This window comes from Janthinobacterium silvisoli (assembly GCF_014200725.1).
Taxonomy (GTDB): Bacteria; Pseudomonadota; Gammaproteobacteria; order Burkholderiales; family Burkholderiaceae_D; genus Janthinobacterium.
Map to the genome: position 1 here is coordinate 842,530 of NZ_JACHCL010000001.1, position 25,113 is coordinate 867,642.

At 58.1% G+C, this 25,113-nt stretch carries 20 protein-coding genes, 2 pseudogenes and 1 riboswitch; of the genes and pseudogenes, 8 read left to right on the forward strand and 14 right to left on the reverse strand.

Annotation, left to right across the window (positions count from 1 at the left end; all coding sequences use genetic code 11):
* Positions 1-6 precede the first annotated feature (6 nt).
* Together HDE75_RS03830 and HDE75_RS03835 are read right to left on the reverse strand one after the other, a co-directional pair.
* Complete coding sequence (locus HDE75_RS03830; protein WP_183676144.1) at positions 7-1,866, reverse strand: flagellar assembly protein A; 1,860 nt, start codon at positions 1,864-1,866, stop codon at positions 7-9.
* A 172-nt stretch (positions 1,867-2,038) separates the two neighbouring features.
* Positions 2,039-2,428: a hypothetical protein gene (locus HDE75_RS03835; RefSeq protein WP_260173668.1), complete on the reverse strand. Its 390-nt coding sequence runs from the start codon at positions 2,426-2,428 to the stop codon at positions 2,039-2,041.
* Between the two features lie 229 nt (positions 2,429-2,657).
* Here HDE75_RS03835 and ompR point away from each other — a divergent pair, with 229 nt between their 5' ends.
* Both ompR and HDE75_RS03845 read left to right on the forward strand, forming a co-directional pair.
* Positions 2,658-3,428 carry an osmolarity response regulator transcription factor OmpR gene (gene ompR / locus HDE75_RS03840; RefSeq protein ID WP_183676143.1) on the forward strand — a complete coding sequence of 257 codons (771 nt, stop codon included), beginning with the start codon at positions 2,658-2,660 and terminating at the stop codon, positions 3,426-3,428.
* A 16-nt stretch (positions 3,429-3,444) separates the two neighbouring features.
* The gene (locus HDE75_RS03845; RefSeq protein WP_183676142.1) at positions 3,445-4,800 is read left to right on the forward strand and encodes a sensor histidine kinase; all 1,356 of its coding nucleotides are present in this window, start codon (positions 3,445-3,447) and stop codon (positions 4,798-4,800) included.
* A gap of 33 nt (positions 4,801-4,833) precedes the next feature.
* Here the strand turns inward: HDE75_RS03845 and HDE75_RS03850 are convergent, their stop codons facing one another.
* Both HDE75_RS03850 and HDE75_RS03855 read right to left on the reverse strand, forming a co-directional pair.
* Positions 4,834-5,298 carry an Imm26 family immunity protein gene (locus HDE75_RS03850; protein WP_183676141.1) on the reverse strand — a complete coding sequence of 155 codons (465 nt, stop codon included), beginning with the start codon at positions 5,296-5,298 and terminating at the stop codon, positions 4,834-4,836.
* 109 nt (positions 5,299-5,407) lie between these two features.
* Complete coding sequence (locus HDE75_RS03855; RefSeq protein WP_183676140.1) at positions 5,408-5,710, reverse strand: ferritin family protein; 303 nt, start codon at positions 5,708-5,710, stop codon at positions 5,408-5,410.
* Between the two features lie 150 nt (positions 5,711-5,860).
* Positions 5,861-5,967, forward strand: a riboswitch (TPP riboswitch).
* A gap of 64 nt (positions 5,968-6,031) precedes the next feature.
* Here HDE75_RS03855 and HDE75_RS03860 point away from each other — a divergent pair.
* Complete coding sequence (locus HDE75_RS03860; protein ID WP_183676139.1) at positions 6,032-8,194, forward strand: TonB-dependent siderophore receptor; 2,163 nt, start codon at positions 6,032-6,034, stop codon at positions 8,192-8,194.
* 7 nt (positions 8,195-8,201) lie between these two features.
* On the opposite strand, the gene HDE75_RS03865 is transcribed toward HDE75_RS03860, so the two are convergent.
* The 3 genes from HDE75_RS03865 to HDE75_RS03875 form a co-directional block, all read right to left on the reverse strand.
* Positions 8,202-8,735 carry an AAA family ATPase gene (locus HDE75_RS03865; protein ID WP_183676654.1) on the reverse strand — a complete coding sequence of 178 codons (534 nt, stop codon included), beginning with the start codon at positions 8,733-8,735 and terminating at the stop codon, positions 8,202-8,204.
* Positions 8,736-8,743: 8 nt separating this feature from the next.
* A complete protein-coding gene (pnuC, locus tag HDE75_RS03870; protein ID WP_183676138.1) occupies positions 8,744-9,355 on the reverse strand; it encodes a nicotinamide riboside transporter PnuC in 612 nt (203 codons plus the stop codon).
* A 96-nt stretch (positions 9,356-9,451) separates the two neighbouring features.
* On the reverse strand, positions 9,452-9,970 hold the full coding sequence (locus HDE75_RS03875) for a DUF2867 domain-containing protein (protein WP_183676137.1): 519 nt from the start codon (positions 9,968-9,970) through the stop codon (positions 9,452-9,454).
* A 67-nt stretch (positions 9,971-10,037) separates the two neighbouring features.
* On the opposite strand from HDE75_RS03875, the gene HDE75_RS03880 reads away from it, so the two are divergent.
* Positions 10,038-10,640, forward strand: a complete 603-nt coding sequence (locus tag HDE75_RS03880) for a TetR/AcrR family transcriptional regulator (protein ID WP_183676136.1) — start codon at positions 10,038-10,040, stop codon at positions 10,638-10,640.
* Between the two features lie 225 nt (positions 10,641-10,865).
* Positions 10,866-11,849: a hypothetical protein gene (locus HDE75_RS03885; protein WP_183676135.1), complete on the forward strand. Its 984-nt coding sequence runs from the start codon at positions 10,866-10,868 to the stop codon at positions 11,847-11,849.
* 158 nt (positions 11,850-12,007) lie between these two features.
* On the opposite strand, the pseudogene HDE75_RS03890 reads toward HDE75_RS03885, so the two are convergent.
* Positions 12,008-12,205, reverse strand: a pseudogene (locus tag HDE75_RS03890) (S46 family peptidase); the annotation flags it as partial.
* A 175-nt stretch (positions 12,206-12,380) separates the two neighbouring features.
* On the opposite strand from HDE75_RS03890, the gene HDE75_RS03895 reads away from it, so the two are divergent.
* The 3 genes from HDE75_RS03895 to HDE75_RS03905 are packed head-to-tail and all read left to right on the forward strand — an operon-like array spanning position 12,381 to position 15,674.
* A complete protein-coding gene (locus tag HDE75_RS03895) occupies positions 12,381-13,754 on the forward strand; it encodes a hybrid sensor histidine kinase/response regulator (RefSeq protein ID WP_183676134.1) in 1,374 nt (457 codons plus the stop codon).
* Positions 13,755-13,813: 59 nt separating this feature from the next.
* Positions 13,814-14,221 (forward strand): hypothetical protein, encoded by a 408-nt coding sequence (locus HDE75_RS03900; RefSeq protein ID WP_183676133.1) that lies wholly within the window; start codon positions 13,814-13,816, stop codon positions 14,219-14,221.
* Complete coding sequence (locus HDE75_RS03905; protein WP_183676132.1) at positions 14,211-15,674, forward strand: ATPase domain-containing protein; 1,464 nt, start codon at positions 14,211-14,213, stop codon at positions 15,672-15,674. Before HDE75_RS03900 ends, HDE75_RS03905 begins: the two co-directional genes overlap by 11 nt.
* Positions 15,675-15,797: 123 nt before the next feature.
* Here the strand turns inward: HDE75_RS03905 and HDE75_RS03910 are convergent, their stop codons facing one another.
* From HDE75_RS03910 to HDE75_RS03935, 6 genes and pseudogenes are all read right to left on the reverse strand, one after another.
* Positions 15,798-16,169, reverse strand: a complete 372-nt coding sequence (locus HDE75_RS03910; protein WP_183676131.1) for a S46 family peptidase — start codon at positions 16,167-16,169, stop codon at positions 15,798-15,800.
* Positions 16,170-16,184: 15 nt separating this feature from the next.
* Positions 16,185-17,777 carry a tetratricopeptide repeat protein gene (locus tag HDE75_RS03915; RefSeq protein WP_183676130.1) on the reverse strand — a complete coding sequence of 531 codons (1,593 nt, stop codon included), beginning with the start codon at positions 17,775-17,777 and terminating at the stop codon, positions 16,185-16,187.
* 2 nt (positions 17,778-17,779) lie between these two features.
* Positions 17,780-19,810: a phospholipase D-like domain-containing protein gene (locus HDE75_RS03920; RefSeq protein ID WP_183676129.1), complete on the reverse strand. Its 2,031-nt coding sequence runs from the start codon at positions 19,808-19,810 to the stop codon at positions 17,780-17,782.
* A gap of 18 nt (positions 19,811-19,828) precedes the next feature.
* Positions 19,829-21,427 (reverse strand): tetratricopeptide repeat protein, encoded by a 1,599-nt coding sequence (locus HDE75_RS03925; protein ID WP_183676128.1) that lies wholly within the window; start codon positions 21,425-21,427, stop codon positions 19,829-19,831.
* Between the two features lie 636 nt (positions 21,428-22,063).
* Positions 22,064-23,047, reverse strand: a pseudogene (locus tag HDE75_RS27020) (tetratricopeptide repeat protein); the annotation flags it as partial.
* Positions 23,048-23,049: 2 nt separating this feature from the next.
* The gene (locus HDE75_RS03935; protein ID WP_183676126.1) at positions 23,050-25,107 is read right to left on the reverse strand and encodes a phospholipase D-like domain-containing protein; all 2,058 of its coding nucleotides are present in this window, start codon (positions 25,105-25,107) and stop codon (positions 23,050-23,052) included.
* Positions 25,108-25,113 lie beyond the last annotated feature (6 nt).

The window sequence follows — 25,113 nt, forward strand, 5'->3', positions numbered from 1 at the left end:
CAGGGATTAAACTGGGGGCGCATACGTCCAATCGAGCGCCCCGCTGCTGTCGGCAAACACAGGCTGGGTGGGCGGCACGGCACTGCGCAGCAAGGCGCGGATTTCTTTCGGCGGCCGGTCATACACCTTGGCAAAGCCTGGCGGCACCGTCATCGCGCGCACGCTGGTATCGCCATCGACCAGGCCCAGCACGCAGCGCGACTGGCCAGCCGTGGCCAGCCTTTCCTGGCGCGCCTGCTCGGCCAGCGCCAGCATCTGCGCCTGCAGGATTTCCGATTGTTTTACTTCTACCCGCAGCCGCGCCACCTCCTTGAGCACGGGTGCGATACGGGCCGCCAGCTTGTCATACGGCGCTTGCTGGGCCGCTTGCAGCACCAGTTCACCGCGCCGCAGCTGGCCGGCCAGGGTCAGGTAATTACGCACGTCAGGAAGTTGCGCGATGTCATCAATTTCCTGCTGACGCTTGCGCTGTACCTGTTCATACTGGGCGGCACGCGCCAGATTGTCGGCGATCCGTTGCTCGATCACACTCAAATCGGGCACCAGCGGATACACCAGCATTTCCACGTGCTTGCGCGGCCCCGCGCTGCCGATGCCGATGTGGCGCGCCGCCACCGCACAGCCTTCGGCCAGTTCAATAACGACCTCGTCAGCAATGATGTCGCAATTGCTGGCATGGTCGATCACCACGCGCGTGCCGGAAATAACGCAGCTTTCCGCCCGCTGCAAATGGACTTCGCCCTGTAGCGCCTGCACCACCGAGCCGGAGGCCACGCCATCGATCTGGATGTTGCCGTGTTCGTTGAAAGCCGTGCCACCCACCAGGTTGCTGTGCAACACGATCGTTCCGCCATGCGAATGCAGATGGCCATACACATCGCCATGGATAGTGATGTCGCTGCCGTCGAGCATGCGCTGCTCCTGCACTTCGCCATACTCCTCGTAGGCGGCACGCAGTTTCAAATTACCCGTGGTACGGCTGCTGACGCCTTCCCGGCTGACGATTTTATTATCGATGGAAATCTTGCCGCGCTCATCGACATTCACATAGCCATCTTGCGTGGCTACCAGGTAGTCGCCGTCGCTGAAATGCTCGACTGCCGTACCGCTTCCCGCCACCGTGGCCAGGTCCACCTCTTGCGGCGCAGGCGGCGGCAATATGTTACCGGCCAGGTCATAGCCCGGCAATCCGGGCGCAGCCGGCATCTTGCGCAGCAGGCGCGCATGCTTTTTCACTTGCGGGAAACGGTTTTTAAAGCTGAGCAGATCGAAGCGGCCGTCGGCCAGCTCGCGTGGCGCATCGTCGCGGTGTATGCCTTGCGACACTTCGACCAGTTGCCCGTCGCGCCCCGGCTGCGGCGCCAGTACGCGCGCCACCGTGATGCGCTCGGCCTTGCCTGATTCGATGATGGCCCGCACGGTGGCGCTATCGATGCCATAGCGCACGCCCTTGCTCCACAAGTCGGCCACCAGCTCATCGAGATCACGCCGCGCCGGCAGCACGCCATCTGCATCGGCAGGCAGCGGTTCAAAATAGAACTCGGCCGTATCACCGCGCAGCTTGATGTTTTTATACAGGGTCCGGCGGGAGGCGGGAAAGGCGGCAATGCGGGCGGCGATGCGCAGCAGGGCCTCGCTGCGGGGCGCCCCGCGCGGCGCCGGTGCGTGGAACAGGGTCAGCAGAAATAGCGGGTAGTCGAGTCCCTCCAGCAGCCGGCCGGACTGGAACAGCTGATCGACGGCGCTACGCAGTTCCGCTGGCGCCAGGGACATGTCCAGGAACACCCCTTCCTTGCGCTGGATTATTCCATGCGGCAAATCACCAGCGGCAGCTGCATCAGGAACCGGCGTATCGTCGTCGCTCACCACTTTCCTCCACATCAAGAAAACTTGTCGTAATGCACAGGAACAATAGCATGAGGCGGGCCCGCGTGCCTGCCGATGAAAAAAATCTGGTCTGCAAAAATAGAACGCCGATATAAAAAAACAGGGCCTTGTTAATAACAAGGCCCTGTTTTATAAAATAATGAAGACGTGTTTAACGCCGTGGCGGATTGGCATAAATATCCTGCCCCACTTCATTGATCTGACGGCGCAGATCGCGGCGCTCATCGGGGGTCATGCGGCCATTGCGGCGCGATGCATCGACACCTTCATTGGCACGGCGCTGCTCTTCGTTACGCGTATCGAAGCTGCGTGCATCACGTTGATCGCGGATGCGCGTATCATTGACCTTGGGCGCCTGTTCGAAACGCTGGCTTTGCAGCTGTGGCGGCTCTTCGCGGCGCGGTGGCGGCGCCTGGGCATACGCCACGCTGGACGCGACAACGGATGTCAATGCGCAGCCAGCGACGAATGCGGACAGCACGGCACGTGCAGAAACAGATGCGCTGGGAGCGGCGTGAATTTTTTTGCTAACGATATTCATTGAGTTCCTCTTCCGCAATGCCGTAAACATAAGCTGTGAAGCAATAACATAAGCTATGAAGCCATAAAGCTAAATTCCACTATGGCACCCAGTGTATGATGCTTTAGACGGTGCAGTAAGAGTAATTGGGTAAAGTTTGTAACAGTTTGTAATGGGTTAACATACCCATTTCCGACTGCCGCGACAGGCGTTACTATATCAACTAAATCAAGATAACACGACACCTTAAATGACCACAACCTCCTCATCCGGCAGTAATACAACAACGCAATCGACGCATGGCCATCAGGCAAAAATCATGGTGGTGGACGACGATGTTCGGCTGCGCGATCTGCTGCGCCGGTATCTGACCGAGCAGGGTTTTAATGTCTTCACGGCAGAGAGCGCGACAGCCATGAACAAGCTGTGGCTGCGTGAACGCTACGATCTGCTGGTACTCGATCTGATGCTGCCCGGCGAAGACGGCTTGTCGATCTGCCGCCGCCTGCGTGGCGCGGGCGACCAGACGCCCATCATCATGCTGACGGCCAAGGGCGAAGATGTCGACCGCATCGTGGGCCTGGAAATGGGCGCCGACGATTACCTGCCGAAGCCGTTCAACCCGCGCGAGCTGGTGGCCCGCATCGGCGCCGTGCTGCGCCGCAAGGGGCCCGACGAAATCCCTGGCGCCCCATCGGAAACGCCGCAAAGCTTCGAATTCGGCGAATTCGTACTCGACCTGGGCACGCGCACGCTGAAAAAGAATGGCGAAACGGTGCCGCTGACGACTGGTGAATTTTCTGTGCTGAAAGTGTTTGCCCGCCATGCGCGCCAGCCACTGTCGCGCGAAAAACTGATGGAACTGGCACGCGGCCGCGAATACGAAGTGTTCGACCGCAGCCTGGACGTGCAGATCTCGCGCCTGCGCAAACTGATCGAGCCAGATCCGTCGAGCCCGCTATTCATCCAGACCGTCTGGGGCCTGGGCTACGTGTTCATCCCGGACGGACAGCCGCGCTGATCGCAGGCGAGGCACGATGAAGCTTGTTCCCGACATCAGCCTGGCGCGGCTGAAAAGTGGCTTGTTCTGGCGCACTTTTCTGCTGCTCGGCACCCTGACGACTGTCAGCATGAGCACCTGGATCGGCATGATTTCCGTGATCCAGCGCGAGCCGCAGGCGCAGCAGATTTCCGCCCAGATCATTTCCGTTGTCACCATCACGCACGCGGCGCTGACGCACTCGGCGCCCGAATTGCGCCGCGAACTGCTGTTCGACCTGGTCAGCAGCGAAGGCATCCGCATATTCTCGCTGGAAGACGACGACCACGTCGATCCGCCGCCCGACAATTACCTGATGCCTGAAATCGAAACCCTGGTCAAGGCAAAGCTGGGCAAGGACACGCGCTTCTCGGCGCGCGTCAATGGCGTGGCCGGCTTCTGGATCAGCTTCAAGATCGACGACGATGAATACTGGCTGATGCTGGACCGCGAACGCCTGCGCGGCCTGACGGGCTTCCAGTGGCTGGGCTGGGCCAGCCTGGTGTCCTTGCTGTCGCTGCTGGGCGCCGCCATCATTTCGAGCCTGATCAACCTGCCGCTGTCGCGTTTGACGGCGGCCGCGCGCGACATTGCCAAGGGCAAGCAGCCGGCGCTCCTGCCGGAAAAAGGCCCGATCGAAATCATCGAAGCGAACCGCAGCTTCAACCAGATGGTCGACGATTTAAAGCAGGTGGAATCGGACCGCGCCGTAATCCTGGCCGGCATTTCGCACGATTTGCGCACGCCGCTGGCGCGCATGCAGCTGGAAGTGGAAATGGCCAATCTGTCCGATGAAGCGCGCGAAGGCATCCAGTCCGACATCGGCCAGATGGACGCCATCATCGGCCAGTTCCTCGACTATGCCAAGCCGACGGAAGCGTCGAGTTTTATCGAGGTGGACTTGAGCGGCCTGCTGTCGGACCTGGCGCGCGAAGCGATGCGCCTGCCTGATGTGAAAGTCACGGCCGAGATCGCGGAAGGCGCGCATGCCATGGGTAACGCCACCGATCTGCGCCGCGTACTGAACAACCTGGTGGAAAATGCGCGCCGCTATGGCAAGACGGAAGGCAGCGAGATCACCGAGATCGATTTCGCCTGCCAGGTGAAAAGCATCCACGGCGCCAAACGGGTGGTGATTGAAGTGCAGGACCACGGTCCCGGCGTACCTGCCGACAAGATCGAGCAAATGCTCAAACCCTTCACACGCCTGGACTCGGCGCGCGGCCAGGCCAATGGCGCCGGCTTGGGCCTGGCCATCGTTGACCGCGTGCTGCTGCGCCACGGCGCCGAACTGCAAGTGCGCAACCGCGAAGGCGGCGGACTGGCATTCCAGATCAGTTTGCCAGCGGTCTAATCTGCCGGGGCAGGCGCCCCGGCATTTCATCTTTTACTGCGTCAGCAGCTTGCTCATCAACAATTCCGTCGCCCCATAACCGTACAGGGAATCGCTTTCCAGCCCCGGCGTGTCGAAGGGCACGGATTCCTCGCGGTCCAGCTTGGCCGGATCGGCGTCGGCATAAGTAGCGCGCCAGGCGCGCTGCAGGGATTCGTTACGGCGGATAAAGGCCGGCATCGGCCAGGTATCGCGCTGCCATTGGCCGCTGTCACCCAGCAAGGGCCAGCGCTCGTTGAGCAAAGCCATGTCGCCCGTGCGCAAGCGCCGCACGGCTTGCGACGGCTGCAGCATTTCCAGCTCGGCCAGCGGCGGCAGCGTATCGCGTTTCGGCCCGAACATATACGCCAGCATGATGCGGCCGGCCGGCGCCGTGCGCGCCACCACGCCGACGGCATAACCGCCGCCCGTCAATGGCACGGCAAACCAGCTGCCTTCCCGGTATGGCAAAGACTTCATAAAACCCCTGAAAAAAATGTTAAATGGAACAGGGGCGTAGTTTACGCGAGCCGGCGCGCCAGTGGCGCATGGTACGCCAGGGCATTAAACCATTAGTTACTCGTCTTACTTATATCTTTTCGTCGTAGTGATACTGCGCCACGATAGGGCCTGCCTTGAACAGCGCTTCCTTCATTTCCTTGTCCAGGCGCGCGTCGCGGCGGCGCATCCATTCGAGCAGCATCGATGCTTCCCTGCGGCTGGTATCGCCCGCATGCGCGAGCACGCGGCGCAGTTCAGGATCGGTGCAAGCCTCGAAGCGCTGGCTGTTCACGTCCAGCGCCTGCAGGCTGGCAATCAGGGCGCCGATGGCGCGGTGCATGTCCAGCGCAGTGGCCGGCAAATCGGATTCTTCGAGCGGGAGGGCAGTCATGCGTTTTCCTTGGTTTGCAGAGTCAATCGGACATCATCTGCGCTGCATTTTCCTCTGCGCGCCTGAAAATCTCAAGCGCTACATCTTGCATGGCATGTGTTGTAAAACCGTCAGCCATGGCGACAGCCAGCCCTGCTTCATGCTAAGCTGTCACTTCGCTAGGGGTCCTGGAAACGGCATATACGTTTTCCGGGTGAGAGATACCCTTCGTACCTGATCTGGATAATGCCAGCGAAGGAAAGCGCAAAGTACCTCCCTCCTTTGATAGCTCCCGCGTTGGCGCCAGCCGAACAAGCAGTTTAGCCGCACCACGAGCAATCAATGCCTACACCGAACTCATCTTTAAACGTATCTGTTTCCGTCCTGACACTGGCCATCCTGCACGCGTTTGCCGCGCCCGCATTGGCCGCCGATAATGACAACGCTGCCAACGATCCGCAAAGCATGGCCGAAGTGGTCGTCACGGCCAGCAAGGCGCCGGCCGCCAAGCGCGTGTCCGTCGGCGGTTTTAGCGATGCGCCGCTGCTGCAAACGCCTGCCACCGTCACCGTCATCTCGCAAAAAGACATGCAGGACCTGCAGATCCGCAACACCAGCGACGCCGTCAAGCTCGACGCCAGCATTAACGATTCCTACAACGCTGTCGGTTATGCCGAGCAATTTACTGTCCGCGGCTTTGCACTCGATAACAACTCCAGCTACCGCAAGGATGGCATAGCGATTCCTGGCGACACGCAAATTCCGCTGGAAAACAAGGAACGCATCGAAGTGCTGAAAGGCTTGTCCGGCTTGCAGGCGGGCATGGCTGCACCGGGCGGCGTGATCGACTACATCGTCAAGCGCCCGACCGCCACGCCGCTGCGCACGGTCACGCTGGAAGAGCGCGAACGGGGTACCCTGTATGGCGCGCTGGACCTGGGCGGCCGCCTGGACGACCCGCGTTTCGGCTACCGCATCAACGTGGCGGCCGAGCGCCTGCGCTCGTATATCAAGGGCGCCGATGGCAACCGCAAATTCATTTCCGGCGCCTTCGACTGGCAGATTTCACCGCAAGCCTTGCTGCAGCTCGATGCCGACTACCAGGACAAGGCGCAAGTCACAGCCCCCGGCTTCCAGTTGCTCAGCAACGGCAGCCTGCCCTCCCACGTCAGCGCCGACACCATGCTCAACCAGCAGCCATGGACGCACCCGGTGGAAACCGTCACCGCCAATCTCGGCCTGCGCTTCCAGTACGCATTCAATGACGACTGGCACGCCACCTTGTCGGCCAACCAGCACGTGTTCAAGCGCGATGACTATACAGCCTATCCGTATGGTTGCAGCCCGGCAGGCGACGCCCCGGTGTTTTGCAACAATGGCGATTTCTCGGTCTGGGATTACCGCAGCCTGGGCGAAACCAAGAAGCCGCTGAGCGCACAAGCCATGATCCAGGGCAAGTTTGCCACCGGCAGCCTGCGCCATGAATTCACGGCCGGTATCTCTACCTTCCACCGCAAGGATAGCGCCGGCAACTATGTCTACGATGAAACGGGTATCAGCAATATCTACCATCCGGTGATCGTGCCCTCTTCGCCGGGCGTAACGGGCCCCGTGCGTCTGGTGCGCAAGGACCAGGAAAACTCCATCTTCGTGCAAGACATCATCAGCCTGACAGCCAATTGGAAACTGCATGCTGGCTTGCGCCATATCAGTGTCGATGGCTACCAGTACATCCTGGCGGCCGACCCTGCCGACGCAGAAGTGCGTTCCAAACATGGTTTCCTATTGCCCAATGCGGCGCTGGTGTATAACCCGCTCGACAACGTGGCCGTATATGGCGCCTACTCGCAAGGCATGGAACATGGCGGTATCTCCAGCATCTACACGGCATTGCCCAACGTGGAATTATCCCCCAGCCGCTCGACGCAGATCGAGTTCGGCGTGAAAGCCGATTTGACACCCGATTTCATGGTGGCCGTCAGCCTGTTCCAGATCCGCAAAGGGCTGGAGTTTGTCAACGCCGACAATTATTTTGTGCGCGCCGGCCAGGCCCAGCACCGCGGCCTGGAATTGTCGGCCCAGGGCAAGGCATCAAACGAGCTTCGCCTGAGCGCATCGGCCACCTTGCTGAACAGCCAGCAATCAGGCACGGGCAGCACAGACCTGGACGGCAAGCGCGTACCGAATGTGCCCGCCTTCAAGACGACGGTGCACGCCGACTATACGGTGCAGCAAGTGGCGGGCTTGTCCGTCAACGGCAGCTGGGAATATGCGGGCAAGAAGGCATTCGAGTTCAACAACACCACCTTCGTGCCATCGTATAACGTCTTCAATGCAGGCGCCGCCTACGCTACCCGCATCGCGGGCACACCGGCCATCCTGCGCGCCACCGTGAACAATCTGTTCGACAAGTTTTACTGGCGCGACGTGACGCCGCAAGCGGGCGGCTACCTGTTCCCGGGCGCCAGCCGCACCTTGCGCGTGTCGGCCCAGTTCGACTTTTAAAAAGTTTTCAGCCGCGCTGCAAGGCGGACTCTATCAGCGGCATGGCCAATGCCATACGCTGCTCCAGGGTGCCTTGCAGCAACTGATACGGAATCTGGCGCTTTGCCAGTTCATCGAGCAAACCCTGATAAATCAACTGGCGCACGGCTTCCGACTCGCGCTGCAAGCCGTCCGCCACCCACGGCGTATCGGGCGCCGTGACCAGGGTCACATCATACTGGGCAGCCTGTGCCAGGGCGGCCAGCGCTTCATCTTCGCCACCAAAATAATGCCGGCTGTAAATCACCGTGATCAGCGGCGTGGTGTCGCAAATCAGCACATCGCGTGCTGAGACCATCGCCTCGTCCTCACGCGCCAGCTGGGTGCTGGCGATCAGCAACTGATCGTCAGCAACCGGCACCCTGCCCCTTGTCTCGACAAATTCACGTAAATACTCGGGCACCCATACCGTGTCGAAATGCGCCGCCAACGCGGCCGCCAAGGTCGACTTGCCTGACGACTCGGCGCCCAGTATGGCCACGCGCAACAATGGCGGGTTCAGCACGCCGCTCACTTCAAGACCATCGCATCGGGCGCGGCCGGCGCAGAATTTTTCCAGGCCCGCCAGCCAGCCGCCGCCATCAAGACGAAGATACCGTACAACACGGCCGTCAGCGGCAAGCCCTTATGGATGTACAGGGCAACGTACAAGATATCGACCACGATCCAGACGATCCAGTTTTCCAGCTTCTTGCGCGACAACAGGAATTGCCCCACCAGGCTGCCGGCCGTCAGGAAACCATCGGCATTGGGCACGTCCGTGTCGGTCGAAGTCAGCAGCCAGGCGATCAGCGCAAAACCGATGGCCCAGGCAACAATGCTGGCCAGCCAGCCGCGCCACGTCAGGACGGTGACAGGCAGGACGGGCGCGCCGTTATCGGGATGCAGCCACTGGTACCAGCCCCAGAACGAAACGCTGATAAACACCAGTTGCAAGACCATGTCGCCATACAGACGCGAATCGAAAAAGACAAAGCCGTAAGCGCCCGAGGAAATAATCCCCAGCAGCCAGGCCCAGTGATTCTGGCGGATATTGAGTGCTACGGTGGCGATCGCCAGGACAAAGGAAATCAGTTCTAGCGGCGTGGTGGTAAAACCCAGCAGGAGGAGCGAGTCGTTCATGAGATCGAGAATAGGCGCGGCAGGGCGCGCGGGATGAGGCTGGTGGTGCAGTATGCAATACCGGGCTTGAATAAGCAAGATTGCAAGCGCAACGCCTTAGCTAAAGCCGCCCCTCACCGCGCGTACCAGCGAGCGCTGCACGATCAGCTTGTGAAACGGCTTGATCATGGCGATGTAAGCGCGGCCCACCTTGTTATGGCAATGCACGACGCTCGACATCGTGATACTGCCATATTGCCCTTCCTGCCGCTTGCGCAGCAGGGACAATCGAAAATCGAGGTGGCTGTCATCTTCACCCACAATGATTTCATCGTCACCGACGGCATAAATACGGAAGATGCCGATACGCCCAGCCGGATGAGCCGCCAATTGCTTGGCCGTCTTGATGCCGAAAGGCTGGACGATAGCGTCGCGCACGGTCATCAGAGACTGCGCCCAACCGGGCTGGCTGCCCAGCACATGGCGCGCCAGGCTGTCCATCGCCATCTGGCGCGCTTGCTGATGCGGCAGATCGACGGCATACGCGTCGGCCAGATTGCTACCCGCATACAGGTGGACGATGCTGCTCTCTGGCGGCATGGCCACGGCGCGTACGGCTATCTTCATCGCTTGCATAAAAGCCCCATGTTTTCAGTGATAACATAGTGATCATACACCATAATGTGAACACCGATAACATCTCATGACAGCAAACTATCACCATGGCAATCTGCGCGACACCCTGATCGCGGCGGCCATCACGCAACTGGCGCAGCAAAACGATGCCGCCCTCTCGCTGCGCGAACTGGCGCGCACGGTGGGCGTATCGATCGCCGCCGTCTACCGCCATTTCCCCAGCAAGGAAGCCTTGCTGGCCGAAGTGGCCGCCGCCGGCTTTGCCGCCATGATGGCCAAGTGGGACCGGCAATTGCCGCCAGCGGGCAGCCTGCCGGCCGAGCAACGCTTTCAATTGCTGGGCCAGCTCTACATCGAATTCGCACTCAACGCGCCCGCCCATTACCGTTTGATGTTCGAACACCAGGACGTACGCCAGTTCCCTGCCCTGCAAGAGGCGGCGCAAGCGTGCTTCAACTATGTGCTGCAAACGGCAGGCGCCGCCGTGCGCGAAGCGGGCGTCGATCCACGCTGGGAACGGGCAGCCGCCAGCGCCGGCTGGTCGCTGGGCCATGGCTACGTGATGCTGCTGCTCAGTGGCCGCCTGGCCATGGCCGACGGCGGCAATGACTTGTCGCCCGCGCTGGTGCCGCGTTTTTTTCAGTTGCCGGTGGAAGCGTTAGCCAAATAAAACAGGGCGATCGCATACCACATAACTGCTCTTCAAAAAATAAATAATAGCATAGTCGAATTTTTATTGTGACAATGTTGCCCAATACATATATTGGTGTCAAAATACAAATGTCAATTATCCTTTTTGGCTCAAGGCTTACCTGTAAGCCAAAGCAGGAATTGCGACATAAAATATTCGAACAATCAAAAAACGGCATGCCGTTCTTATTTTTCAGGAGACTTAATGCGTAAATTAGTATTCGCGGCTGCCATGCTGGCATTTGGAACGGCCCATGCGGATTGGAAACCGCGCATTACATCACAGACCTTAACCACAAAAATTAATTACGGTGGAGGCTCATTTTCCTATTCCGTCCCGGGCGACCAATTCAATCCTATTACCGATTTGCGCGGCAAGACCAGTGAAATACCGCGCGCCATACGTGGCACAATGGATGAGTTTCTTACACGCTTTGCGCGAGAAAAAGGCGGCACCCTCGGTTCCACCTTTATCGAGGGTGACCTGGATATTCTTATGGCTCCGCAGCAGGGCGGTATAACACTAACAACACTTAGCGGGCTGAGCTACAAAGCAATTACACGCTTTACGGGGCGAAAACTCGGCCTGATAAGCTACGATTGCTACAATACAATGGAGTTGAAAGACATATCCATCACAGCTCAATTCGGAGGACCATTACAATCGGAAAGCGTCAGAATGACTGCGACGCCAAGCTCATCGACCAATTGCGATTCCAATCTCGGCTGGATATTACCGGTTCTTAGCGATTTACTCATCAATAAGGCAGAAGGTATTCTGGACGTCAAGGCGTTGGAGGGAATAGCGTCAGCTCTGAATAAATCGAAAGACTATCTATACTTCCTACCAGAGACAAATTGGATTAATGTCCTGGTACGCCCCGAGCACAAAATAACCTTGCCTAATGGCGTTATCTTCCCTATTGGCGCCGAAGTACACAGAAATATTCCTGACCTGATCAGCAACAGCACGCTACGCGTCAAATTTGGCAAAGGTGCAAATGTTGCCGGCCTGTATAATGCCGTCGATCCCGGCCCACCAGTCATGATGGGCGATGTGTTAACCGTGTCACTCAATTCGCCTGTCCTGCCGCTTTCCATCATACTCACGGAGCACGCCGATGTCGACTGGAGCTGGGTATGCCAATTGGAACGTCCCCCCAATGATTTCGATTGCTATCCCCAATAAGGCTTTCCATATCCTCCAATGAATTATTATTGATTTTGAAATTAAATCCATTCGTGGCCAACTACCTGTAATAGATTCATAATTTGCCGAGGATGGCCGAGTACCATAAAAAAAACCGCGATCCCCATGTTGGGCACCGCGGTTTTTTTAGCTTGCACTTACTTTTTCTTTGGATACTTGATCGCCATTTCCTTGAGCAAATTATCTACATGATCCACTTCCTTCATGACCCACAGCATGTAGCGGATATCAAGGTGGATGGCGCGGGTGATGGCGGTGTCGAAGTACCAGTCCTTGGTGATCGATTTATAGGTCAAACCAAAGTTCATGCCTATCAGTTCGCCACGTTTGTTCAATCAGGTCGCCCCACCTGATACCACGCTCTCTCAGTTAGCACTGGCAACACCGCAGCCAGCAAATACGTAGTATTTCTACACTGGCGGGCAAAGCAGTGTATGGTGTCGACATCTGTTGACATGACAGCTACTCCGCGTATTCCGATTGACTCACCGAGGATGCTCCATCCCTATCATGAACGATAACGCGGAAACCGGCGGGCAAGCCGGCTCGCCTGCCCCACCGGACCGGCACGACCAGCGCTGGCAAGCCTTGCACGACAAGGAGCTGGGGGACCTGCGGGACGTGATTGCGCAATTACTGATACAGCTCGACCATCTGCAGCGGCAACAAGAGGTCGCGCAAGCAAGGGAGAGCAACGTCATTCAGTTGCGCGAGGCGAATGAACACCTGATGCTGGCGACCTTCAGCGCGCAAGACAAGCAAGCCGATGCGGAAGCATCGATGCAGCGCCAAACCAACTTTCTATCGATGCTGGCGCATGAACTACGCAATCCGCTGCAGCCCATCGCTTACGCCAACACCTTGCTGAGCAAACTTGCGGGCAACAATCCCGAGCTGCCCCGTCTTCTGGCCATCATTGAGCGCCAGATGAACCATATGACGCGATTGATCGATGATCTGCTCGACGCCTCGCGCATTAGCAGCGGCAAGATCAGACTGGATAAATCCATATTGTCGCTGTCCGATATCGTTGGACTGGCGGCGGAAGCTAGTCAGCCAGGGATAGACAAGCGCCAGCAACAATTGCAGATCGTATTGCCGCCATCGCCGGTGTACATCGATGGCGACCGCATAAGGCTGGTGCAGGCGCTTTCCAATCTTCTCAACAACGCCTCCAAATTTTCGCCTGAGAACGAAACCATCTTACTGAGCGCTGAACTTGTGGGCAAGTCGGTACAGATCAAGGTCTGCGACAACGGCATGGGTATTGCCAACGAACTGCAACCGTTTATCTTCGATCTCTTTACACAGGGTTTGCAATCGTTGGACCGGGCACAAGGAGGACTGGGCATCGGCCTGACACTGGTGCGCTCGCTGGTAGAAATGCATGGCGGTACGGTGCGGGTACTGAGTAGTGGCATCGGCCTTGGCAGTACCTTCACTGTACTGCTGCCATTGATCGCCCCGGATGAGCAGACTGAGCTGGCAACCTTGTCATTGCCGCCTTTGTCCACCGAGCGCCCGTTGAATATACTTCTGGTGGAAGACAATCTGGACGCCGCTGAAACGCTGAGCATGCTACTGAAACTGGCTGGCCATGCGGTAAGGCAGTGTCACGACGGTGTGACGGCCGTCGAACTGGCGCTGAAACATCCCTACGACCTGATCATCTGCGACATCGGGCTCCCCGGGCTGGACGGCTTTACCGTCGTCGAGCGCATCCGCGCCACCTTGCCTGGCAAGCAGCCATTTTTTGTCGCGGCATCCGGCTACAACCAGGAACAAGACCGCGCCCGCGCGGTTCGCAGTGGCTTCGATCACTATCTGGTCAAGCCGGTGGCAATCGACGTGCTGCTGGCCTTGATAGAACTGCATGTACGCTGAGCACCCGCTTGCGCCCTCTGGCGGCAACCACTCCTACGCTTCACTGCACTGATACTCACATGGCGATTAAAGACGAACGGTACGAGATGATCGAGCGCAATGTGATGCGCCATCCAGAACAAATCACAGCCGACGCCATCGCGATGTGGAACCGGCTGGCTGTCGAGCTGGTCGCCATTATCGGGCGTAGCGGCTTCGACACGCTGTATGCGCGCAACATCCATCTGGTGCGGGCGCGGCACCCATGGCTGTCCGATGGCAATGACCCTGGTTTCGAACAGCTCAAGACTAGCCTCGAAGGCCAGGAAACGGCGGCAGCGGGTGCTGCTGCCGTTGATCTGCTCACCACTTTCATCGACACGCTGATCCAACTCATCGGCGAACCCTTGACCACCGCCCTGCTGAAATCGGCCTGGAGCCAGGACATCGCGGACACTGCCGCTAAGGAAATTAACAATGAGCAATAAAGTCAGCATTCAGCGCCTGGCATCGGGCGTACCAGGCCTGGATGAATTGCTGGGGGGCGGCATTCCGGAATTTTCCTTCAACCTGCTCGCCGGTACGCCGGGCAGCGGCAAGACCACGATGGCGCACCAGATCATGTTTTCACTGGCCGCTCCAGAGCGGCGCGCGCTATTCTTTACCGTACTGGGCGAACCACCGCTGAAAATGCTGCGCTATCAGCAGCAGTTTCCTTTCTTCGACGTAAGCAAGATCAATCACTCGATCAAATTCGTCAATCTGGCAGCCGATCTGCTTGATGGCAATTTCGACCGGGTGCTGGCGCGTATCGCGGACGAAGTACGCGATTACCAGCCTAGCCTGGTATTTGTGGATTCCTTCCGTTCGGTGGCGCAGTCGGCACAGAGTATGGATGGCGGCGCCGCCAGCCTGCAGCATTTCGTCCAGCAACTGGGCATGCAGATGACCAGCTGGCTGGCCACCACCTTTCTGATCGGCGAATATCTGGCGCCGGAGGCAGAGTCCAGCCCGGTGTTTACTGTGGCTGACGGCATCATCTGGATGTCTCAACAGGTACACCGCGACGCGCTGGTCCGCAAGATCCAGGTGGTCAAGATGCGCGGCCAGGCGCAGGGACTTGGCATACATACCTTCCGCATCAGTGACAGCGGCGTCGATATCTTCCCGCGCGCCATGCTGACAGCAACTGCCAGCAGGGTCAGTATCGACAGCGGACAGCGCCTCTCAACAGGTGTACTGGAACTGGACAGGATGATGGGCGGTGGCGTACCGGCTGGCTATTCACTGCTCGTGGTCGGGCCATCCGGCTCTGGCAAATCGGTGCTGGCGACGCAGTTCCTGGCCGAGGGCGTGCGCAATGGCGAGGTTGGCGTAATTGCGGCGTTCGAGAAGAGTCCGAACCAGCTACTCAGCCATCAACTCAATACCTTGATCGAATCCGGCAAGTTGGGTGTGATCAATACCCGCACACTGGACTTGTCGATCGACGAAATCCTGCACGACTTGATCGTCATGATCAGGCAGATGGGGGCAAAGCGGGTAGTGATTGACTCTTTGTCCGGCTTCGAGCTGGCGCTGGCGCCATCGTTCCGCGACGATTTCCGCGAATCGCTGTATCGCATGATAGCTGTGCTGACGGCAATGGGCGTGACCGTACTGATGACCGCCGAGCTGGAGGACCGCTACGAGATGTTGCGATTCAGTTCCTATGGCAACGCCTTCCTGGCCGACGCCATCGTCATGCAGCGCTACGTGGAGCTGGAAGGCCAGCTAAAACGCGTGATCTCGGTAGTCAAGGTACGTGCCAGCGACCATAGTAAAGACATTCGTTTCTTTGACATCACATCTGATGGCATATCCATCGGGCATCCTTCGACTCAATACGTGGGCATACTCACGGGCAGGCCTGTTCCCTCCCCGGCCGTATCAGGAATTTAGGCACGAATTTGGCTACGCTTCATCGTGGCGATAATCGTACGCAGACAGCCAGCAGAAATTTGGCGTAAAAAAGCCGCATCAGTCCGAAGTCGGATGCGGCTTTCAGCTAACTAAATAAAGCGATTACTTCTTCGCCGCAGTAACAGGCTTCGGATACTTGATCGTCATTTCCTTGAGCAAGTTGTCGGCATGGTCGACTTTTTTCATGACCCACAGCATGTAGCGGATATCGAGGTGGATCGCGCGCGTAATCGCCGTGTCAAAGTACCAATCCTCGGCTTGCGCATCGATGGGCGGCACCTTGCTCGCCTCGATTTCACAGATGAAATCCGCGACATGGGGATTAAAAAGCGGCAGGCTTTGGTTGCGTGGCAGGACTTTGTCGTTAGGCATTTTGCAGGCAAGCAAAGAAATGCAGCACAAGAAGATCAGCGACGCGAGGCGCCGTCTCGTGGCAGCCATGCTGGATTGATTCCTGTCCATTGCGCCCTCCATCGCTGCGGTATTGCGTTACCCAAGATCAGGAATGGAGGCCTCCATCAAATGCCACGTCACCTCGCCCTCTGGCAAATCCAGCAGCCAGTCGCGGCGCGGCTGCGGGAACGGCGCGCCCTGGGTCAGCCAGGCCTGGCGCCAGTATTGATTGACGATGGCCTGCAGCGGATGGTCGGCCGAAACCCACGGTTGCCAGACGCCACTGACCGGACACGCTTGATCGCAAGCGCAGCTCAACCATGGCTCGGGGCGCTCCACCTCGCGCAGCAAGCCGTGCACCGCACGCGGCTCCACTGCCCCATGGTTGTGCCGTAGCGTCAGGCACTGCTCCCACGTTACGGGGCCGTAACGGCTGTTGCCAGCGACATCGAGCACGCTGAAATGGCGGAACGCTTCGCCTTTACGCAACAACCGGGCCGGCTCCGTCAAACCCTGCCCAGCGGCGGGTTGCCAGTATGTCGAAAATGGCGCAGCCGGCGCATCGCTGTGCAAGCCGGCAGGACGCAAAGCATAGTCGACGGGCAGGAAATACGGTTCTTGTAACAGTGAGGCGGAGCTTGGCTTTGGGATGGCGGGCGGCGGACGAACACCCATGGCTGCTTCAAGCAAGCTCTTTCTTTGGCCATCCCAGGGCGGCAGATCGGCCGGTGGCAATGGCAAGATTTTATCGAGGTTCGGGAAGCGGCGATTGGGGTTGAAACCGAGGGCATCACCCAATATTCCATATCTTACGCCGCGAGCCTTATCGATGTACGGAGTAAACATATTAGATAAATCAAAAGGGTGGTCAAATTCTATTTGCAATGCGTTAGCACAATCTTCACAACCAAATTTGACACCTTCATGCAATACCTCTAAAGCACGCGCTTTTGCTTCTGGAGTACTGTCTCCATTTGCGGTCCCATCTGATGATCTTAAAACCACATACAAATAATGTAAATCAAATGCAGCTTGGCCATACCCTTGTGCCAGCGCGCACTCGAGCATTTTGGTCGCCACAGGAATATTGCCCCACATTCCGATACTTGGATGATCCTCTCCAGAGGTCAATTTCTCGCCTAAAAATCCCAGCGATTGAGGGTTTCCCATCTGCGCCGCCTTTTGCCAGAACGCATAAGCCCGGGTGGTATCGCCTGTCACGCCCGTGCCATTCGCATAATACGTCCCCATCCTGTCATAAGCCGCCGGAATGCCCAGTCGCATCGCCTTTTCCACCAACAGCACCGCCTCTTCTTCACCATACAAAGGGTCGCGCCCTTCCACATACAGGCTGGCCAGATTGAGCATCGCCTTCCAGTGCAATCGCTCCGCTGCTTGACGCGTCAGATCAACGATTTTTTTGTAATCGCGGTCTTCCACGAAAATTTCAGGATCTTCCAGGGCGCGCGCTTCAAGAAACCAATCCTCGGCTTGCGCATCGATGGGCGGCACCTTGCTTGCCTCGGTTTCACAGATAAAATCCGCGACATGGGGATTGAAAAGTGGCAGACTTTGGTTGCGTGGCAGGACTTTGTCGTTAGGCATTTTGCAAGCGATTAAAGAAATAATTAAGAGAACTGCCAAGCTGAAAAATGGCAGGTAAAAAAAGTATTTTTGATGACCTTTCATGCTTAGCCCAAACGTATTGTGGAGCTGCGTTTGTCTTCGAGCGGCAGCACAAAGCCTCTCATTTTTTTGAAAATTGCATTTTCAGATTTATCAAATTTTTTCTTGCGATTATTTTTCATCAAGTTAGTCCAATCTTTGAATGCCGTGACAATCTCCGCCTTCGTCCCTCCCCCGCCATCGACCAGCCCGCCGCTATGCATGCGCCATACCCGCTTGCGCAAGTCCCGGGCCACGCGGCAGTCGACGGTAGCGATATTGATTTCGCTGTCGACGGCCATGCTGCGCTGGTTCAGGTTGGCGCTGCCCAGCGTCATGAACACGTCGTCGACCAGCATCAATTTGGAATGGATATAGATTTCACGGTAGCGCCAGCGGTCGTTGTCAAACGCGCTCACATTGAGCATCGCCACCGACACTTTCAGCCCGAATTCGCTCTCGAGCGTCATCGCGCCGGGCTTGTTGATACCGTTGGCATGCTTCACCACGTCGGGCAACTGGACTGCCACCTCGGCGGAAATGCCGAATCCCGCCCTGACACGCTGGGTTTTCGGTCGCTTGTTGTAGTCGTCGATCATCTTGTTTTGCCCCGTCATGCCATCATGCTGCCCCAGCGCCGCCAGCGTATCGTGGGTGCGCGGCACCATCTGCGCCCGCTCGGGGACCGGGATGACGATGAACACGTGCATGACCGGCATGTCTTCAAGACTCTTGCCCGCCTTGGCACTGCCCGCCTTCCAGGCGGCAACGACTTTTTTGCGCTCGTCCAGCAAATGCTGCGCCCAATCTTCATACTGGAAATACTGGTTTTCCACGTACAGGTAGCCGGCCGCCAGGCTGGCCTGGGTCACGGCGCGAAAGTAGCTTTCCCTGATGGTCTTGTCTTGTTCCTCGGGCTGCGTCAGGACGATTTGCACGGTGGAGTCGCCTGGGCCGGCCTCGCGCAACAGCCGCGCCGGTGGGCTGCCCCGTGGCAACTCCCGGCTCACGCTGGCATTGGAGGCCGCATGCGTGCGGTCGCCGGCCGCGCGGTCCCATGCCTTCACGAAATTGTTGTACAGCGCGATGAGCGCCCTGCCGCCGTCGATGCGGCAGGCGTAATCCTGATAGGGCTTCAGCGTGGCGAACCCGCCGTCTGCGGCCATACCCTGCAAGCACTCGCGCCGCGTATCGTCGAGCAGATGGGCCGTCGTATCCCAATAATCGGTCACCGAGTTCAGGCCCATCACATAACCGACGGCCTTCGCCCCTTCCTGGTGATCGAAATCGATCAGGACCGGTTTCTGGTGATGCGTGCCCAGGTATTGCATGCCGGGCTTTTCGATTTCCCCCATCGTCAGGCCGCGCGGCCGGTTTATTTCGGTCGCGATACTCTTGCTGATCGCCGCGCTGTCGCCGTGCCGCAAACGTATCTCCAGGCCGCCAAACAGGCCCCTGAACGCGGCCGCATACCAGCTGTGGCAATATTCTTCGCGTGCCTTCATCGGAATATCCTCGGCCCGGATGAATTCGCCCCAATAACGGTGGCTAAAAACAGGTAGCTTTTTTTTGACCGCCTCCTGCAACATCGCCAGGCTGCTTTTGGCGCTGATATCGTCGGCACGTTGTCCACCAGTTTTCCATGGCGAAGTGCCGTGCGAATAGCCTGGCATGGTGCGCGCTATCGGCGAACCGATATGGTCATACCAGACCAGCAGGCGCACCCTGACGTGACGCCGCGCGGCGGCGATCAGCAAGTCGCCAAAAGTTTCGCCGCGCGGCCAGGTGGCGCTGTTGCCGCGCACCAGTTCCATCCCTGGATCGAAACCCCAGCAGCACAGGTCGATGGACTTTTCCGCCCTGGCGATCTCGCCGGCGATATCGGCGAACCCTTCCTGTCCGCAAATGAACAGCGTCAGCTTGTTGTTATGCGTAATCGGATGAGTGGCCTTGCCCTTCAGGTTGCGGTTTTCCAGCAGCCACTGGAGCGAACTGGTCGCACTGCGGCCGACTTCGTCGATGTGGGTGGTTTCGATGCGGCCGCTCGATTCCGGCATGGTGCTCTCCAGTTTGCGTTATCCAAGGTCAGGAATGGAGGCATCCATCAAATGCCACGTCACCTCGTCCTCTGGCAAGTCCAGCAGCCAGTCGCGGCGCGGCTGCGGGAACGGCGCGCCCTGTGTCAGCCAGGCCTGGCGCCAGTATTGATTGACGATGGCCTGCAACGGATGGTCGGCCGCTACCCACGGTTGCCAGACGCCGCTGACGGGACAGGCCTCGCCGCCAGCGCAGCTCAACCATGGCTCGGGCCGCTCCACCTCGCGCAGCAAGCCGTGCACCGCGCGCGGCTCCACTGCCCCATGGTTGTGCCGTATCGTCAGGCACTGTTCCCACGTTACGGGGCCGTAACGGCTGTTGCCAGCGGCATCGATCACGCTGAAATGGCGGAACGCTTCGCCTTTACGCAACAGCCGGGCCGGCTCCGTCAATCCCTGCCCGGCGGCGGGTTGCCAGTATGTCGAAAATGGCGCAGCCGGCGCATCGCTGTGCAAGCCGGCAGGACGCAAAGCATAGTCGACGGGCAGGAAATACGGTTCTTGTAACAGTGAGGCGGAGCTTGGCTTTGGGATGGCGGGCGGCGGACGAACACCCATGGCTGCTTCAAGCAAGCTCTTTCGTTGGCCATCCCAGGGCGGCAGATCGGCCGGTGGCAATGGCAAGATTTTATCGAGGTTCGGGAAACGGCGATTGGGGTTGAAGCCGAGGGCACGACCAAGTACGCCATAACGTTCCGCCCGCGCTTTATCAATGTACGGAACCAGCATATTTGCAAGATCAAACGGATCGCCGAATTCAATCTTGAGTTTGGTTGCGCATTTCCCGCAGCCGAATGCTACTCCCTCATGTAGCACTTTAAGAGCAAGTGCTTTAGTTTCTGGCGTACGCGGCCCGCTAACTCTCCCTGTAGTCATTCTCGGGGAGGCATACATATAAGATAGATTATATGCAACCGGTCCGTACCCTTGGGAAAATGCACATGCCATCATTTTTATTGCGACGGGAATATTAGCCCAATACCCTGCGCCTTCATTTGCAGGCCCCACATTTAGTTTATCTGACAAAAAATCCATCGCTTGCGGATTTCCCATCTGCGCCGCCTTTTGCCAGAACGCATAAGCGCGAGTGCTATCGCCGTTGACGCCCGTGCCATTCGCGTAATACGTTCCCATCCGGTCATAAGCCGCCGGTATGCCGAGCAGCATCGCCTTTTCCACTAACAGCACCGCCTCTTCTTCACCATACAAAGGGTCGCGCCCTTCCACATACAGGCTGGCCAGATTGAGCATCGCCTTCCAGTGCAATCGCTCCGCCGCTTGACGCGTCAGATCGATAATTTTTTTGTAGTCGCGGTCTTCCACGAAAATTTCAGGATCTTCCAAAGCGCGCGCTTCGAGAAACCAGTCCTCGGCTTGCGCATCGATGGGCGGCACCTTGCTTACCTCGATTTCACAGATGAAATCCGCAACATGAGGATTGAAAAGGGGCAGGCTTTGGTTGCGCGGCAAGACTTTGTCGTCTGGTATTTTGCAGGCAAGCAAAGAAATGCAGCACAAGAAAATCAGCGACGTGAAGCGCCGTCTGGTGGCAGCCATTCTGGATTGATTCCTGTCCATTACGTCCTCCATCGCTGCGGCATTGCGTTACCCAAGATCAAGAATGGAGGCATCTATCAAATGCCACGTCACCACGTCCTCTGGCAAATCCAGCAGCCAGTCGCGGCGCGGCTGCGGGAACGGCGCGCCCTGTGTCAGCCAGGCCTGGCGCCAGTATTGATTGACGATGGCCTGCAACGGATGGTCGGCCGCTACCCACGGTTGCCAGACGCCGCTGACGGGACAGGCCTCGCCGCCAGCGCAGCTCAACCATGGCTCGGGCCGCTCCACCTCGCGCAGCAAGCCGTGCACCGCGCGCGGCTCCACTGCCCCATGGTTGTGCCGTATCGTCAGGCACTGTTCCCACGTCACGGGGCCATAAAGGCTGTTGCCAGCGGCATCCACCACGCTGAAATGGCGGAATGCTTCGCCTTTGCGCAACAGCCGGGCCGGCTCTGTCAATCCCTGCTCGGCGGCGGGTTGCCAGTATGCCGAAAATGGCGCAGTCGGCGCGTCACTGTGCAAGCCGGCAGGGCGCAGGGCATAGTCGGCGGCCAGGAAATACGGTTCTTGTAACAGCGACGAGGCGCTTGGTTTTGGGACCGCTGGCGGCGGACGCACGCCCATGGCGGCATGCAGCAAGGTATCCCTGTCGCCATTCCAGGGTGGCAGATCAGCAGGGGGAAGTGGCAAGACCTTGTCCAGATTAGGAAAGCGTGCATTGGGATTGAATCCCAGTTCACGATTTAGCACCGCGTAACGTTCGCCGCGAGCCTTGTCCACATATGGCGCCAGCATATCGGCAAGATCAAAAGGAGAACCAAATTCAATTGCCAGTGCACTCGCACACTCTGCGCAGCCAAACTTGACTCCCTCATGCAATACATTTAGAGCACGCTGTTTGGTTGCGGGAGTTCGATCACCTATCTCGTCCCCATTCGCAGCTCTTGGGATTGCATATAAATAGTGTAAGTTAAACGCAGCAGGCCCGTATCCTTGAGAAAGCGCACACGCCATCATTTTTACCGCCACAGGAATATTGGCCCAATAGCCAGAAATAGCACCGTCTGTCCCCGCTCTTAATTTTTCTCCTAAAAAAGCCATTGCATGAGGATTGCCCATGACAGCGGCCTTTTGCCAGAAGGCATAAGCCCGGGTGGTATCGCCGTTGACGCCCGTGCCATTCGCGTAATACGTTCCCATCCTGTCATATGCCGCAGGTATCCCGAGCCGCATCGCCTTTTCCACCAATTGAACCGCCTCTTCATTACCATATAAGGGATCGCGCCCTTCCACATACAAGCTGGCCAGATTGAGCATCGCCTTCCAGTGCAATCGCTCTGCCGCTTGACGCGTCAGATCGACAATTTTTTTGTAGTCGCGGTCTTCCACAAAAATTTCAGGATCTTCCATCGCACGCGCTTCGAGAAACCAGTCCTCGGCTTGCGCATCGATGGGGGGCACCTTGCTTGCCTCGATTTCACAGATGAAATCCGCGACATGGGGGTTGAAAAGGGGCAGGCTTTGGTTGCGTGGCAGGACTTTGTCGTTTGGCATTTTGCAGGAGAATAAAGAGATACACAGTAAAACTAACAATACAAAACATGGCAGGCGAATAAATATGCTTTGATGCTGTCTCATGATCACCCCAGACGCATGGTGGAACTTCGACTATCTTCTAATGGCAACAAAAACCCAGTCATTTTTTTGAATTTTGCGCCGCCTTGTTTTGCCAATTTTTTCGTCCGATTGGCCTTCATTAAATTTCCCCATTTCTCAAAAGCATCCACAATCTCCGCCTTCGTCCCTCCTCCCCCATCGACCAGCCCGCCGCTATGCATACGCCATACCCGCTTGCGCAAGTCCCGGGCCACGCGGCAGTCGACGGTGGCGATATTGATTTCGCTGTCGACGGCCATGCTGCGCTGGTTCAGGTTGGCGCTACCCAGCGTCATGAACACGTCGTCGACCAGCATCAGCTTGGAATGGATATATATTTCACGGTAGCGCCAGCGATCTTGGTCAAACGCGCTCACATTGAGCATCGCCACCGACACTTTCAGCCCGAAGTCACTCTCGAGCGTCATCGCACCGGGTTTGTTGATACCGTTGGCGTGCTGCACCACGTCAGGCAACTGGACTGCCACCTCGGCGGAAATGCCGAATCCCGCCCTGACACGCTGGGTTTTCGGTCGCTTGTTGTAGTCGTCGATCATCTCGTTTTGCCCCGTCATGCCATCGTGCTGCCCCAGTGTCGCCAGCGTATCGTGGGTGCGCGGCACCATCTGCGCGCGTTCGGGAACCGGGATGACGATGAACACATGCATGATCGGCATATCGCGCATGGTCTTGCCCGCCTTGGCACTGCAGGCCTTCCAGGCGGCAACGACTTTTTTGCGCTCGGCCAGCAAGTGCTGGGCCCATTCTTCATACTGGAAATACTGGTTTTCCACATACAGGTAGCCGGCCGCCAGGCTGGCCTGGGTCACGGCGCGAAAGTAGCTTTCCCTGATGGTCTTGTCTTGTTCCTCGGGCTGCGTCAGGACGATTTGCACGGTGGAGTCGCCTGGGCCGGCCACGCGCAACAGCCGCGCCGGTGGGCTGCCCCGTGGCAACTCTCGGCTCACGCTGGCATTGGCGGCCGCATGCGTGCGGTCGCCGGCCGCGCGATCCCATGCCTTCACGAAATTGTTATGGAGCGCGATGAGCGCCCTGCCGCCGTCGATGCGGCAGGCGTAATCCTGATAGGGCTTCAGCGTGGCGAACCCGCCGTCCGCAGCCATACCCTGCAAGCATTCGCGCCGCTCGTTGACACCGCCCTGTTCGCGCAGCGTGTCGTCGAGCAGATGGGCCGTCGTATCCCAATAATCGGTCACCGAGTTCAGGCCCATCACATAACCGACGGCCTTCGCCCCTTCCTGGTGATCGAAATCGATCAGGACCGGCTTCTGGTGGTGCGTGCCCAGGTATTGCATGCCGGGCTTTTCGATTTCTCCCATCGTCAGGCCGCGCGGCCGGTTTATTTCGGTCGCGATACTCTTGCTGATCGCCGCGCTGTCGCCGTGCCGCAAACGTATCTCCAGGCCGCCAAACAGGCCCTTGAACGCGGCCGCATACCAGCTGTAACAATATTCTTGGCGCGCCATCATCGGCATATTCTCGGGCCGGACGTACTCACCCCAATAACCGTTGCCTAAAATATGTTTCTTGTTTTTGACCGCATCGTGCAACATCGCCAGGCTGGCTTTGGCGCTGATGTCATCAAAGCGCGGCCCATCGCTTCTCCATGACGAGGCGCCGTGCGAATGGCCCGGCATATTGCGCACCATCGGCGAACCGATATGGTCATACCAGACCAGCAGGCGCACCCTGACGTGACGCCGTGCGGCGGCGATCAGCAAGTCGCCAAAAGTTTCGCCACGCGGCCAGGTAGCGCTGTTGCCACGCACCAGTTCCATGCCGGGGTCGAAACCCCAGCAGCACAGGTCGATGGACTTTTCCGCCCTGGCGATCTCGCCCGCGATATCGGCGAACCCTTCCTGTCCGCAAATGAACAGCGTCAGCTTGTTGTTATGCGTAATCGGATGAGTGGCCTTGCCCTTCAGGTTGCGGTTTTCCAGCAGCCACTGGAGCGAACTGGTCGCACTGCGGCCGACTTCGTCGATGTGGGTGGTTTCGATGCGGCCGCTCGATTCCGGCATAGCGCT